This is a genomic window from Spirosoma migulaei (genome assembly GCF_054776855.1).
This window is the reverse complement of record NZ_BAAHBG010000010.1, coordinates 642,788-656,215: the sequence shown is the minus strand read 5'-3', so window position 1 is coordinate 656,215 and position 13,428 is coordinate 642,788. Positions and strand designations below refer to the sequence as shown.

The window sequence follows — 13,428 nt, the reverse complement described above, 5'->3', positions numbered from 1 at the left end:
GGTCTATTTTAGGGAAATACGAGTTGCAAATCGGTGTCAAAACTATAAACAAGTTGACCCGTAGCATCCAATAATCGTGCCGCCAGTGTATAGCTTCCTTTTTGCCCTGTTGACGGAAGGGCTAGCATCAGGGTTTGCTTTGTTGAATCGTAAATGCCATTTACGGTGTAGCTGCGGGTAGAACCGGTTAGTTGAAGTTGATAAAAGCGAGCCGTAACGGTGCTGAAATTAGCCGTTTTTACAAAAATGGTTTCGCCCGGAGTATAACTGGCTTTGGGCGAAATAATGCCCGTAATAAATGGTTTGGCGCGCTCATACACCTGAACCGCAAAAGAGGTATCCCGACTCAGTTTATTTTCTGAACGATTAAGTAGCTGTATCCTATAGCGTCCTGCGGGTAAGTTAGGGTCTAATCTCGCCGAAAACCCGGTCGTTGTAGCCTGTATAGCGTTTAGCTGCCAATGCTGGCTGTCGTTACTCACTTGCATCGCATACTGATAGGTAGCTGGCTGAATATAAAGGCCCGTAACACTCAGCGTATCGCCAGCCCGTAGATGATGTTGATCAAGCTGTAGGAGTTGCGGACTGGGATAGCGTACCTGAAGGGAAATCGCATCCGATGACGGAACATCACGCACCCACACCTGCACACCATATCGACCGGGCAGTACTGTGAACGGCAGTTGGGCCTGCGCCTGTGTAGAGTCAACTAAGGTTGTGGAGAGCACGGTTGTCTGATTTGTCGGGCTAGTCAGAACGACACGGATATCCAGTCCGAAGGTGCCAAAATGATGCCCCGTTAATCGAACAGATTCGCCTGCTTCCAGCGTATCTGTTGAAAGACCCGTCAGTTGGGGAGCAGGCTGTTTTTCTGGCTGAACGTTTAGTTGATAGACTGTTTTGGCTCCATTCTGCTCGGTTACGGTATAGAGAACCGTTTTTGAGAAATCCTGAACTTCACCTGAGCGGGGTACTACGGTGGCCCCATCAACCAGGGTTAGAGTAGGCTTAAGTTGTTTGAGATTAGTCAGGTAAGGGACTTTAATCGTCCAGATATGCGTGGCTGGGTCAGGGGTATTCGATACAACTGAAACGTTGTTGAACGTAATCGCCAGCAATGGATTGGAACCAGGCACTAATTCATTGGTACGACATTGCAGGCATGTGATCCCGATCAACGCACTCAGCATTACCCAATAGGAATGCTTTTTAACTAAGTAAGTAGTCATTAACGGTAGGACGGATGGGAATAGCCCCTATTTCTTGAGATTCCGTGCTGCTAAGACGACATAGTTGTTGAATTGTAACGGCTTTATGAAGGAGTTATACTTATTGCCCAGACTGACAGACCGTTGGGTGGTGTGGTTGAACGGTGAACAGAGTCAATCAGTAAATTATTACCCTGCCCAATTCTCCCGATCCAGACTTCGGTATTGAATGGCTTCGGCGAGGTGTTCAATCTTGATTTCGTCGGAGCCTGCTAGGTCGGCAATCGTGCGGGACACTTTCAGGATACGGTCGTACGCACGGGCAGAGAGCCCCAATCGTTCCATCGCCGTCCGGAGTAAGGCCCGACCCGCATCGCTGATCACGCAAACCTCTTTTACCATCTGCGAAGGCATCATGGCGTTGCTGTAAATACCCTCCTGGCCTACAAAGCGTGTGGTTTGTCGTTCACGCGCCTTAATGACTCGCTCGCGGATTACTTCGCTGGGCTCGGCCGGTCGGTTGCCCGTCATCTGATCGAAGGAAACAGGCGTAACTTCAACGTGCAGATCAATCCGGTCGAGGAGTGGGCCGCTGATTTTGGCCAGGTATTTCTGAACGACACCTGCGCCACAAACGCACTCTTTTTCGGGGTGATTGTAGTAGCCGCAGGGACAGGGGTTCATGCTGGCAATAAGCATAAAACTGGCGGGGAACTCAACGGCCCATTTCGCCCGTGAGATACTCACTTTTCGATCTTCGAGCGGCTGGCGCATAACCTCTAGCGCTGAGCGTTTAAACTCAGGTAATTCGTCTAAGAATAACACCCCATTGTGCGCTAATGAAATCTCGCCCGGTTGCGGGAAACTACCTCCACCAACTAATGCGGCATCTGAAATCGTGTGGTGTGGACTTCGGTACGGTCGGGTTGCAATCAGGGTAGCGCGGGCTCCGAGCTTACCGGCTACCGAATGGATCTTGGTTGTCTCCAGTGCTTCCTGTAAAGATAAGGGCGGCAAAATGGTTGGCAATCGTTTGGCTAACATGGTTTTACCTGCCCCCGGTGGCCCAATCATAATCACATTATGGCCACCCGCAGCCGCAATTTCCATCGCCCGCTTAATATTCTCCTGACCCTGCACATGCGAGAAATCGACTTCGTAGGCGTTAATCTGGCTCATGAAGAGGTCTCGGGTATCGCTAACCAATGGTTCGATGTCTTTCTTGCCTTCGAAAAACTCGATCGCATCCTGCATGGTTTTTACGCCAATAACATCCAGATTATTGACGATAGCCGCTTCCTGAGCGTTTTCGACAGGGAGGACAAAACCCTTATATCCTTGTTTACGCGCTTCGATGGCGATGGGTAATACGCCTTTGATTGGCCGCAGTGTACCATCGAGAGCCAGCTCACCCATAATGACGTACTCTTCCAGGCTACGGGTAGTTGTGATTTGTTCGGAGGCTTGCAGAACGCAAAGTCCAATCGGCAGATCGTAGGCGGACCCTTCTTTCCGAATGTCGGCAGGAGCGAGGTTAACCACCACTTTCTGGCGGGGCATTCGGTAACCGAAGAACTTCAATGAGGCTTCAACGCGCTGCTCGCTTTCTTTTACGGCACTGTCGGGCAGGCCGACCAAATGAAAATGCAGACCCTGAGCAACAACGACTTCAATGGTAATCAAACTGGCATTAACACCATAAACGGCTCCACCAAAAGTTTTGGCTAACATAAGCGTAAATAAGTAAACGAATCCGGGTAATGGGTTTCAAAACTACTGAGTCGGTAGCCAATAAAAAAATGCCTGCTTAAATCTTCTCAGCAATGCGCAGTTTGGCACTTCGGGCGCGGGGGTTTCGGGCAATTTCCTCGGGCGTGGCTTCAACAGGTTTGCGGGTTAAGGATTGCAACGGTTTGAGGTCGTTCCCAAACAAATCCTTCTCGACTTCACCCTGAAATTTACCCTTGTTGATGAAATTCTTCACCAACCGATCTTCGAGTGAATGATAGGACATGACTACCAGTCGTCCGCCCGGTTTCAGAATGTCGGGTACTTGCTCTAAAAACTCTTCAAGCGCCTGCAATTCTTCATTTACCTCAATGCGTAGCGCCTGAAATACCTGCGCAAAATATTTGTTCTCTTTGCCGCGTGGTGCATACCGTTGCAGTGCTGCCTTTAGGTCGTTTACCGTTTTAAGTGGCCGATTCGAGCGGGCGGATACGAGGGCGGCTGCAGCCGTTCGGGCGTTGGTAATCTCACCATACATGCCCAGAATCCGATGCAACTCCGGTTCCGAATACTCATTGACAACCTGCCGGGCGGTGCGGTCGGCGTTTTGATTCATGCGCATGTCGAGGTCGGCATCGAAGCGGGTGGAGAAACCGCGTTCGGGCGTATCGATCTGGTGCGACGAAATTCCCAGGTCGGCCAGAATACCATCCACTTGCTCCGCTTTATAGAGTCGCAGATAGCGTTTGATATTCCGGAAGTTTGAGGCCACGAACGTTAGGCGTGAATCGCCAATGGCCTGGGCGTTGGCGCGGGCATCGGCATCCTGGTCGAAGCCGAATAATTTTCCGCCTTCCAACTGGTTAAGAATTTCGCGACTATGCCCTCCGCCACCAAACGTAATATCAACGTAGGTGCCGCCGGGTTGCAAATTCAGCCCATCAATGCAGGCTTGTAATAAAACAGGTTCGTGGTATTGAGTCATTTAGAAACTAACCTTCTTTAGTAGTCGTTAATTTGGGCATTGATGCACTGCTATCATGTACAACCTGAATTCAGTCTTAATCATAAAAAAATGAAGAACCTCCTTCCTCTTGTTGTCAGTACGCTCCTATCGTTGCCTGTTGTTTGTTTCAGCCAATCGCCGGTTCCGTTTAAGCCCGGCCAATACCGGGCTGTTCTGAAAACCCGCGGGGGCGACTTACCGTTCGGGCTGGATATTAAGCCAGCAGCGAATAGCCCCAGGACCTACCCCGTGTTTGCGCTCAATGGCAACGAACGACTTCCGATGGACCCCGCCACCATTGAGGGCGACTCGTTACGAATACCGATGGCCCTGTTTGAATCGGAATTAGTTGCAAAGATAGACGGTAATACGCTAAGGGGGGTATATCGCCGACGGCGAGTTGCGTTGCCACCCCAAACGTTGCCCTTTGAAGCCCAATATGGTGTAAGTTATCGCTTTACACCTAAAGAAGAATCCGCTACTTCGGCAACGACCAACCTAACCGGCAAATGGGCCACTGATTTTGGTAGCAAAACTGGCAAAGTCGATACGGTCAACGCGGTGGGGGTATTCGATCAGAAAGGTAGCCGCCTGAGTGGTACGTTCCTGACGCCTACCGGCGATTATCGCTATCTGTCGGGAAGTGTTATTGGCGACAGTTTATTCCTTTCCTGTTTCGATGGTTCGCATGTATACTTGTTTAAGGCCAAACATGATCCGGCCACCAAAACCCTCAAAGGTGGTTTATGGGCTGGTATTGCCGGTTACGAAGCCTGGGTAGCTCACTTCGATCCGAAGGCTGAATTGCCTGATCCGGCTAAGCTTACCTATCTGAAACCGGGTTCAAAAACGCTCAATGCCTCATTTCCTGAACCAAACGGAAACATTGTTTCCCTATCCGATGCCCGTTTCAAAAATAAAGTGACCATTGTGCAGATCATGGGTTCCTGGTGCCCGAACTGCATGGACGAGACTAATTTCATGAGTCCGTGGTATAAAAAGAACAAGAGTCGGGGCGTTGAACTCGTCGGCTTGTCGTTCGAGCGGTCGCCGGAAATGAGCATCTCGGGGCCAAAAATCGAGCGGATGAAACAACGCTTCAAGATTGATTACCCTATAGTGCTGGCTGGAACGAACGACAAAGCACAGGCCTCCAAAGCATTACCCGATCTAAATGCGGTTGTCGCTTTCCCAACCACCATTTTCATCGACAAAAAAGGACAGGTGCGCCACATTCACACGGGTTTCTCCGGCCCCGGCACCGGCAAATACTACGACCAATACATAGAAGAATTCAACCGGCTGGTGGATAAGCTGGTGGCGGAGTAAGTCAGAACCGGGATTTAACTGATTTTAGGATTTTCTGGATTTTGTTTCAGCAATTCGCTTCAAAGAAGCGCAGAACAAAATCCAGAAAATCCTAAAATCAGCTAAATCCCGGTTTTGATTGGTATGCACGCATACTATTTTTTGTGAAAAAGTGGTAGATTTACGTCCTGATGAGAACAGGACGACATCGATCATGAAAAAGGAGAAAACGGTTGATTTTCACATAAAATGGGGTTGGCATGCCATTTCGCGCATGTATAACGCCTATGCAGCCCGCTTCGACATCACGATGGCGATCGGCTATGTGCTGCTTAATATTGATCTGGAAGAAGGGACTCCGGCCACCAAAATTGGACCGCTACTAGGGATGGAACCCCGTTCGTTGGTCAGAATGCTGAAAAATCTGGAAGAGCGCGGCCTGATTCGGCGGGAAGTTGACGGGAACGACAAGCGCTTTGTTCGGATCTACCTGACCGAAGAAGGACGTGCCAAACGTGAGATGGCCCGCGATGGTGTTATTCAATTCAACAACATGATTCGGGAGCGAATTCCGCTCGATAAACTGGTTGTCTTTCTGGACGTAATGAAAGAAATCAACCGGATGGTTGAAGAAGAAAACGCCCGCATCAAAGCCACTGAACCGGAAGAACTGCCACTAGATTAATAGACACATGCCTGCCATCCTCGCCAATCCTGCAGAACACCGACTGAAGGCGTTTACGCGGCTGATGAATATGGCATCCAAACTCTACCACGCCAATCCCAAAAACCCGCCGAAGCCGATGAACATTGCTGATGATGAAGTACTTCATCTGCTGATGAGTCTGAACCAGCATTCCGTTCAATTTTTACTGGTTGGCGGCATGGCGGGGGTTGTTCACGGGCATGTTCGTACCACGCAGGATATGGATTTGTGGCTGAAGTCGGATGAAGAAACAAAAGCCAACCTGATTCTGGCGCTGGAAGAAAATGAGGTGGCTGGCGCTGCTTATCTAAAAGATGTCCCACTAATTTTTGGATGGACATCAGTCGCCGTAGGGAAATATGGGTTCACGCTCGATATGGGCTACGCCCTCAAAGCTTTTAGCGAGGTTGATTTTGATGCCTGTTACGAACGAGCCATCGACGTGACCTTTGAGGGTGTATTGTTTAAAGTGATTCAACTAAACGATTTGATTACCGAAAAACTGGCAATCGGTCGTCCCAAAGATTTAAATGATGTTGAGGAATTAATTAAAATCAAAAAGGCAATAGAACGCGGCTGACGCAGATAAGCGAATGGATACTGTAAAATGAACAATGAGAAATAGTCTGATAATCAGTAATTATGAATTATCCATTTTACATTATCCATTTACAACCGCAACATCCGCGTTCCAATGAGTCAAACTAAACCATGGAAGCTACCTTAGAAAAACCCAGATCGGAGGGGCGCACCCCTCAAACCAAAAACCGTACGATTCGGCGCGTGGCTGTGCTGGGGTCAGGCATTATGGGTTCGCGTATTGCGGCTCACTTTGCCAACATCGGTGTCGATGTACTCTTGTTAGACATCGTACCGAGAGAACCCAGCGAGCTTGAACAGGCTAAAGGCTTAACAACGGCCAGTCCGCTGGTTCGGAACCGCATTGTTACGGATGCGTTCCAGACGATGCTGAAAGCCAGCCCTGCTTCGCTATACAGCCCTAAATTCGCCGACCGTATTAAACTGGGGAATTTCGATGATAACCTGAAAGACATTGCCACTTTCGACTGGATAATTGAGGTTGTTGTGGAACGACTGGATATTAAACGGTCTGTTTACGAGCGTGTTGAGCAGTTTCGTAAGCCCGGTACGCTGATCACCTCGAACACGTCGGGCATACCCATGCACCTGCTGGCTGAAGGGCGTAGCGAAGACTTTCGACGGAATTTCTGCGGAACGCACTTCTTCAATCCGCCACGTTACCTGCGTTTACTCGAAATCATTCCCGGCCCCGATACCGATCCTGCCGTTATTGATTTCCTGATGAACTACGGCGATTTGTACCTGGGCAAAACGACCGTTTTGTGCAAAGACACGCCCGGTTTCATTGCTAACCGACTTGGTATTCAGTCGCTGATCCAAACCATCCGGGTGGCCGAAAATCTGGGATTGACCGTAGAAGAAGTAGACAAACTTACGGGTCCTGTCGTGGGCCGTCCGAAGTCGGGAACGTTCCGATTGTCGGATGTGGTGGGCTTGGATACGACGGCCAATGTGGCGGGGAATCTGGTTAAAATGGAGCACGACGAGTCCCGTGCCTCGTTTGAGTTGCCCGCTTCGGTGCAGAAGTTGATGGAAAACAAATGGCTCGGCGATAAAACCGGCCAGGGCTATTACAAGAAGACAAAGGACGAGAAAGGCCAAACCCAGATTCTGGCGCTTGATCTGAAAACCTACGAATACAAGCCTTCTGAGAAGGTCAAATTTGCAACGCTGGAAAGTACGAAGGCCATAGATAACCTCAAAAAGCGTTTTCCGGTATTGATCGCTGGTAAAGACAAAGCAGGTGAGTTTTATCGACAAACCTTTGCCGATGGGTTCCGGTATGCCACTTATCGTATTCCCGAAATTTCGGACGAGCTCTATCGGATCGATGCGGCCATTACCGCTGGTTTCGGCTGGCAATTGGGCTTATTTGAAACCTGGGATGCCATTGGCGTTAAGAAAGGAGTTGAACTGATTGAATCGTTCGGCCAGAAACCCGCGCAGTGGGTGTACGACATGCTCGACGCGGGCTTCGATCAATTCTATAAAGTTGAAAACGGCAAACGTAAATATTACGATATTCCAACGAAAAGCTACAAGGTTATTCCGGGTGTGGAAACGTTTACCATTCTGGAAAACCTCAGCAATAATATCGTCTGGAAAAATTCGGGTGCCAATATCGTTGACCTCGGCGATGGTATCCTGAACGTGGAATTTCGTAGTAAGATGAACACCTTCGGGCAGGAAGTTTCCGAAGCCTTGAATAAAGGTATTGCATTGGCAGAGAAGGACTTCCGGGGACTGGTTGTGGGTAATGACTCAACCGAAGCGTTCTCAGCCGGTGCCAATCTGGCCATGCTGTTCATGTTTGCCGTTGAGCAGGAGTTCGACGAAGTGAACCTGATGATTGCGCAGTTCCAGAAACTGATTGCGCGTATTCGATACTCATCTGTTCCCGTTATTGTGGCTCCGCATACCCTAACACTCGGTGGTGGTTGCGAAGCCGTTCTTCATGCCGACCGTGTTGTTGCCCATGCCGAAAGCTACATTGGATTAGTGGAAGTGGGTGTTGGTCTGATTCCGGCTGGTGGCGGTACAAAAGAAATGGCCGCTCGCGCATCGGATCTATACCAAACCGGCGATCCCGAATTGAATATCCTGCAAAACGTGTTCATGAACATCGCGACGGCGAAGGTATCAACCTCGGCACAGGAAGCCCGCGAAATGAACTACCTCCGCTCGACGGATCAGATTGTACTGAACCGTAGCCGCCTGCTCGCCGAAGCTAAACAAGCGGCTATTGAACTGGCCGACAATGGTTACACGCAACCCAAGCCACGCACCGATATTAAAGTGCAGGGTAAAACGGGTATTGCGTTGTTCCGGGCGGGTGTTACGGCCATGCATATGGGCCGCTACATTTCAGATCACGACCGAAAAATTGCCGATAAATTGGCCTACGTTATTTGCGGTGGCGATTTAAGCAGTCCACAAAACGTATCGGAGCAATACCTGCTCGATCTGGAACGGGAAGCCTTCCTGTCCCTGACCGGTGAAAAGAAAACGCTGGAGCGGATTCAAAGCCTACTGACAGGCGGTAAGGCATTGCGCAATTAACAGTAAGCCCATCTGGTTGTTTGACAAATAGGTTGTATATTTCAAACAACCAGATGGTATTTAGTATAAGAATATTTCAGTTTGAGTCATGAACGCTATTCGGATTCGTACCCAAGTCAGTCAGAATCATGAATTGATTCTACGTAACTTACCTTTATCTGGAGGTAAAAAAGTAGAAGTTATCATCCTTGAAGACGATATGGATACAACTATGACTACTCATGATCGCTTCCCGTTACGTGGTAAAGCCATTACGTTTGAAAATCCTTTTGATGCTGCAGCAAACGAAACGGATTGGGAAGCGGCACAATGATTTTACTGGATACGCACATTTGGGTCTGGTGGGTTAACGATCCCGATAAGCTGGATTCAAGAGTTCTTGATTACCTTGATAACCTACCACCATCGGATATTTTTATTAGTATTATATCGTGTTGGGAAGTGGCCAAATTAGTCGAAAAGAAAAGGCTTCAATTACCCGAACCCTTATCCGTATGGTTCGAGAAGGCGATTGATAGTAATGGGTTGACGTTTATTGAGTTAGAGCGAATAATACTACAGGATGCCTGCGCTTTACCAGGTATATTTCATAGCGATCCGGCTGATCAACTAATTGTCGCTACATCGCGTATTAGAAAAATTCCTCTTTTGACTGCCGACAATAAAATACTTGCTTATGAATATGTGCCACTCTTCCAATACAGCGGATAAATAGAGTTGAGGAATTTTGCCATGACATCAGCACAGGCTTCTGATCTACTGCGGAATAACTATATAGAGACAGGAAGTAAAACGAGTTGGGCTGATTTGGGAGCTGGTAGTGGTACCTTTACACTTGCTCTGGCGGGTTTGCTACAGCCTGGCAGTACGATCTATGCCATTGATACCAACAAAGATGCCCTAAAGGCTATTCCGGCTGTGTACAATCAGGTAAAGATTGAAACTCATGTGGCTAATTTTCTGGATGGTGAACTCCCATTTCAGCAAATCAATGGATTCCTGATGGCTAACTCACTCCATTATGTTTTAAACCAGACGGCCTTTCTGGAAAAAATGAGTCAGTATGTAACAAAAACGAGTTATTTACTGATTGTCGAGTATGACACCGATCGCCCTCAAGCACCCTGGGTTCCCTATCCACTCAGCTATAATTCCCTCCGCAATCTGGTTGAACGCCTTGGTTATCAGAGTTTCTATAAGCTACAGGAACGACCGTCTATGTATGGGCAAGCGAACCTATATTCTGCTCTCGCAGTCCGAAATTTGACCGGCTAAAATTGGATTCATTTCATATAACCCCTTTGATAGAAATGGCTTTATAATGCATAAAATATAACTATTCTTCTTTTTTAATTAGATTAACCACCGCTTAATATATTTTCAGGGGCTTAAGTAACTGAGTAGGGAGCATTCTATGTAACTTTTCAGTTAAAATACCTAACCCAGGGGTGTTAATCTAAACTATTATGACTGATTCAATAAGCGATGAAGAGATGATTCGTCAGTACCTTTCTAGTCAGCCCAGTCACTGTTTCGAGACGCTTTACAATCGCTACGTTAACAAGGTTTATCGTCGATGTCTATCGATGACGAAAGACCCGTTGAAAGCTGAAGATTTTACGCATGACATTTTTTTAAAGGTATTTAACCGATTAGAGGCTTTTCAGGAACGGTCAAGTTTTTCGACCTGGTTATATGCCATTTCCTATAACTATTGCTCTGATCAGATTCGCGTAGCCAAACGCACTAATTTTATCCCGATTGAGGAGGAACTTAATCAGAGTATTCCTGAGCCTGAAGAGACCCAGCTACATGAAGAAACACTTCAATTGATCAACCATGTACTGGCAAAACTTGCTCCTAATGAACGGGCTCTTTTACAGCTTAAGTATGAAGAGGAGTTAAGTATTAATGAAATTGCCGAACGCTATAATCTCAACCCAAGTACGGTTAAAATGAGGCTGAAACGAAGTCGAGATAAAATACAGCGCCTATATTCGCAACTATACAACCGGTAAGGATTTACAACTAAATAAGGTCCATCTAACTCAATAGGTGGACCTTATTTAGTTCCGCTATTGGAAGTGCTGAAATCAACTTACTTAATGAACTCGGCAAATTGCGTTAAGGCAGCTGGATTACGAAGCGTATCCTTGCTGGTTGCCAATGATATATCCATACCTGCCAGAATTTTTCTGACGGATGATTCGAGCTTCTTCCCGCTAATTGTATAGGGTACTTCCGAAATAGCATAAACAGCGTCGGGTACGTGATGGGCGCTCAATTGGGTTTGTAGGGTATGTTTAATACGAGTAACCAGCTCGTCGGTCAATGAGAAGCCAGTTCGCATAACTACAAACAGGGGCATGAAATATGATCCGCCCGGTTGCTCCAACCCTACCACTAAGCTATCTGCAATTTCGGTCAGACCTTCAACCGCATTATAAATTTCACTGGTGCCAATGCGCTGGCCGGTACGATCCAGCGTTGCACCAGAACGCCCATGAATAACAATGCCGTTCCGTTCTGTAATTCGTATGTAATCGCCAGACCACCAAAAGCCGGGGTATTCATCAAAATAACTCTTGCGGTATTGCGTGTTTGAAGGATCGTTCCAGAAATAAACAGGCATAGAGGGAATGGGCTCCAGAACAACCATTTCACCTAATTTTCCCCGTACCGGTTTTGCCTGTTCATCAAACGCTTCGACTTTGCAGCCCAACCATCGGCACTGGATTTCTCCTTCGTAAACAGGCAGGAGTGGATTGCTTCCAACAAAACTGCTGCAAATATCAGTAGCTCCACTGAGTGCCGTGAGCCAGACCGTTGGTTTGACCGACTCATAAATCCATTGAAAACCCTCTGGCGGTAGAGACGACTCAGTTGAGCTGATGGTTCGGAGATGAGTCAGTTTGGCTGTATCGATAGGTTTCAATCCGGCTCGCAGACAAGCCATATAATAAGCCGCTCCGTTGCCAAAATGATTGATTCGGGCGTCGTCGGCCAGTTTCCAGAGCGCATTCAAATCCGGATAACCAGCTGCGCCATCGTAGAGAACGGGGGTAGCGCCAACCAGCATAGCACCAACGGCAAAATTCCACATCATCCAGCTTGTATTGGAATGCCAGAAATAGCGATCGCCCATGCGTACATCCTGATGCAGCGCCAGCGCTTTCAGATGCTCAAGCAGACAACCGCCTACACTATGAGTAATGGCTTTAGGCTTGCCCGTTGTACCCGATGAATACAGAACCCAGATTGGATGATGAAAAGGAACGGGTTCAAATAGTAATTCGTCTGGTGTTTCTAGGGCTAGAATATCAGCCCAGAGACTGGTTTTAACCGGTTTTTTCTCGACAAATTTACCATCAGGATTTAAGTAGGGTACCCAAATTAGGTGCTGAAGGGTAGGTAAACGATTACATAATTCACTGATCATGCCCGTTTTGTCAATGTCGAAGCCATTATGAACATACCCATCAGCAGCTAGCAATACTTTTGGCGATAGTTGACGAAACCGGTCTAAGGCTCCATCTGTACTAAAATCAGGGGAGCAGCTTGACCAGACGGCGCCGATGCTGGTTGTCGCCAGAAAGGCAACAACGGCTTCCGGAATGTTCGGTAACATAGCCACCACCCTGTCGCCCACACCAATACCCTGTTGCCGAAAGTACGTTGCCAGAGCCAAAACCTGCTGTTCCAGACTCTCCCAGGATACTGCTAGTAGTGGCTGCCGTTCCGAAGCAAACAGTAAGGCAGGAGATTTGTCGCCACGGCCCTGGGTGGGTTTGTGCCGGAAAATGTGTTCGGCATAATTGAGTGTAGCACCCGAGAACCATTCCGTGCCAATCATATCTTCCCGATTAGGCCTGAAAATTACCTGACGATAAGGCGTATGACTTTGTACATCGAAAAATTGCCAGATACTTTCCCAGAAATCTTCCAGGTCTGTTACCGACCAATCCCACAGGTCGTCATAATCCCGGAAATACAAACCTTTCTTTATAAATAGCCAGTCCATATACCGTTTCATAAGAGACTGTGCAGTAGTCCGGCGGTCGGGTGCATAAAGCGGTGTTCGTGTTGGATGGGACATAAAGGAAGAAGTCAATAATCCATAGTCGATAGTGAGCTGCTTTCAAACTGCGACTTTACGTATTGACTAACGTCCGACAACGATCATGGATTGTTTTTTCGATAAAAAGCGTTTGGAGAAAACGGGGTATAGCCGGGTTATCTTGAAAACCCCTACCTTTGTAGCCCATTTTGCACTTGCCCCAATAAGGATGCTGATTGTCAGCATTATTTAT

Annotated in this window: 12 protein-coding genes; 8 read left to right on the top strand and 4 right to left on the bottom strand. The window is 47.8% G+C overall.

What is annotated here, in order from left to right; genetic code table 11:
* Positions 1-8: 8 nt before the first annotated feature.
* The 3 genes from ACYVGO_RS13290 to rsmH form a co-directional block, all read right to left on the bottom strand.
* A complete protein-coding gene (locus tag ACYVGO_RS13290; protein WP_460969667.1) occupies positions 9-1,229 on the bottom strand; it encodes a hypothetical protein in 1,221 nt (406 codons plus the stop codon).
* Between the two features lie 168 nt (positions 1,230-1,397).
* Complete coding sequence (locus tag ACYVGO_RS13285; RefSeq protein ID WP_142771103.1) at positions 1,398-2,939, bottom strand: YifB family Mg chelatase-like AAA ATPase; 1,542 nt, start codon at positions 2,937-2,939, stop codon at positions 1,398-1,400.
* A 76-nt stretch (positions 2,940-3,015) separates the two neighbouring features.
* Positions 3,016-3,921 (bottom strand): 16S rRNA (cytosine(1402)-N(4))-methyltransferase RsmH, encoded by a 906-nt coding sequence (rsmH, locus tag ACYVGO_RS13280; protein ID WP_460969666.1) that lies wholly within the window; start codon positions 3,919-3,921, stop codon positions 3,016-3,018.
* Positions 3,922-4,011: 90 nt separating this feature from the next.
* On the opposite strand from rsmH, the gene ACYVGO_RS13275 reads away from it, so the two are divergent.
* The 8 genes from ACYVGO_RS13275 (at position 4,012) to ACYVGO_RS13240 (ending at position 11,136) form a co-directional block, all read left to right on the top strand.
* Complete coding sequence (locus ACYVGO_RS13275) at positions 4,012-5,271, top strand: peroxiredoxin family protein (RefSeq protein ID WP_460969665.1); 1,260 nt, start codon at positions 4,012-4,014, stop codon at positions 5,269-5,271.
* Between the two features lie 193 nt (positions 5,272-5,464).
* The gene (locus ACYVGO_RS13270; RefSeq protein WP_142771105.1) at positions 5,465-5,935 is read left to right on the top strand and encodes a MarR family winged helix-turn-helix transcriptional regulator; all 471 of its coding nucleotides are present in this window, start codon (positions 5,465-5,467) and stop codon (positions 5,933-5,935) included.
* A 7-nt stretch (positions 5,936-5,942) separates the two neighbouring features.
* Positions 5,943-6,536, top strand: coding sequence for a nucleotidyltransferase (locus tag ACYVGO_RS13265; RefSeq protein ID WP_460969664.1), 594 nt, complete (start codon positions 5,943-5,945; stop codon positions 6,534-6,536).
* Between the two features lie 131 nt (positions 6,537-6,667).
* The gene (locus ACYVGO_RS13260; RefSeq protein WP_460969663.1) at positions 6,668-9,118 is read left to right on the top strand and encodes a 3-hydroxyacyl-CoA dehydrogenase/enoyl-CoA hydratase family protein; all 2,451 of its coding nucleotides are present in this window, start codon (positions 6,668-6,670) and stop codon (positions 9,116-9,118) included.
* 88 nt (positions 9,119-9,206) lie between these two features.
* Complete coding sequence (locus ACYVGO_RS13255; protein WP_460969662.1) at positions 9,207-9,431, top strand: hypothetical protein; 225 nt, start codon at positions 9,207-9,209, stop codon at positions 9,429-9,431.
* Entirely contained in the window at positions 9,428-9,829 is a 402-nt protein-coding gene (locus tag ACYVGO_RS13250; RefSeq protein WP_460969661.1) for a type II toxin-antitoxin system VapC family toxin, read from the top strand. Before ACYVGO_RS13255 ends, ACYVGO_RS13250 begins: the two co-directional genes overlap by 4 nt.
* Positions 9,830-9,850: 21 nt before the next feature.
* A complete protein-coding gene (locus ACYVGO_RS13245) occupies positions 9,851-10,393 on the top strand; it encodes a class I SAM-dependent methyltransferase (RefSeq protein ID WP_460969660.1) in 543 nt (180 codons plus the stop codon).
* 191 nt (positions 10,394-10,584) lie between these two features.
* Positions 10,585-11,136 carry an RNA polymerase sigma factor gene (locus ACYVGO_RS13240; RefSeq protein ID WP_460969659.1) on the top strand — a complete coding sequence of 184 codons (552 nt, stop codon included), beginning with the start codon at positions 10,585-10,587 and terminating at the stop codon, positions 11,134-11,136.
* A gap of 80 nt (positions 11,137-11,216) precedes the next feature.
* Here the strand turns inward: ACYVGO_RS13240 and ACYVGO_RS13235 are convergent, their stop codons facing one another.
* Positions 11,217-13,214 carry an acetoacetate--CoA ligase gene (locus ACYVGO_RS13235; protein ID WP_460969658.1) on the bottom strand — a complete coding sequence of 666 codons (1,998 nt, stop codon included), beginning with the start codon at positions 13,212-13,214 and terminating at the stop codon, positions 11,217-11,219.
* Positions 13,215-13,428 lie beyond the last annotated feature (214 nt).

Bases quoted from the DNA above. Each gene is read 5' to 3' on its own strand.
- ACYVGO_RS13290 (WP_460969667.1), bottom strand. From the start codon at position 1,229: ATGACTACTTACTTAGTTAAAAAGCATTCCTATTGGGTAATGCTGAGT.
- ACYVGO_RS13285 (WP_142771103.1), bottom strand. From the start codon at position 2,939: ATGTTAGCCAAAACTTTTGGTGGAGCCGTTTATGGTGTTAATGCCAGT.
- rsmH (WP_460969666.1), bottom strand. From the start codon at position 3,921: ATGACTCAATACCACGAACCTGTTTTATTACAAGCCTGCATTGATGGG.
- ACYVGO_RS13275 (WP_460969665.1), top strand. From the start codon at position 4,012: ATGAAGAACCTCCTTCCTCTTGTTGTCAGTACGCTCCTATCGTTGCCT.
- ACYVGO_RS13270 (WP_142771105.1), top strand. From the start codon at position 5,465: ATGAAAAAGGAGAAAACGGTTGATTTTCACATAAAATGGGGTTGGCAT.
- ACYVGO_RS13265 (WP_460969664.1), top strand. From the start codon at position 5,943: ATGCCTGCCATCCTCGCCAATCCTGCAGAACACCGACTGAAGGCGTTT.
- ACYVGO_RS13260 (WP_460969663.1), top strand. From the start codon at position 6,668: ATGGAAGCTACCTTAGAAAAACCCAGATCGGAGGGGCGCACCCCTCAA.
- ACYVGO_RS13255 (WP_460969662.1), top strand. From the start codon at position 9,207: ATGAACGCTATTCGGATTCGTACCCAAGTCAGTCAGAATCATGAATTG.
- ACYVGO_RS13250 (WP_460969661.1), top strand. From the start codon at position 9,428: ATGATTTTACTGGATACGCACATTTGGGTCTGGTGGGTTAACGATCCC.
- ACYVGO_RS13245 (WP_460969660.1), top strand. From the start codon at position 9,851: ATGACATCAGCACAGGCTTCTGATCTACTGCGGAATAACTATATAGAG.
- ACYVGO_RS13240 (WP_460969659.1), top strand. From the start codon at position 10,585: ATGACTGATTCAATAAGCGATGAAGAGATGATTCGTCAGTACCTTTCT.
- ACYVGO_RS13235 (WP_460969658.1), bottom strand. From the start codon at position 13,214: ATGTCCCATCCAACACGAACACCGCTTTATGCACCCGACCGCCGGACT.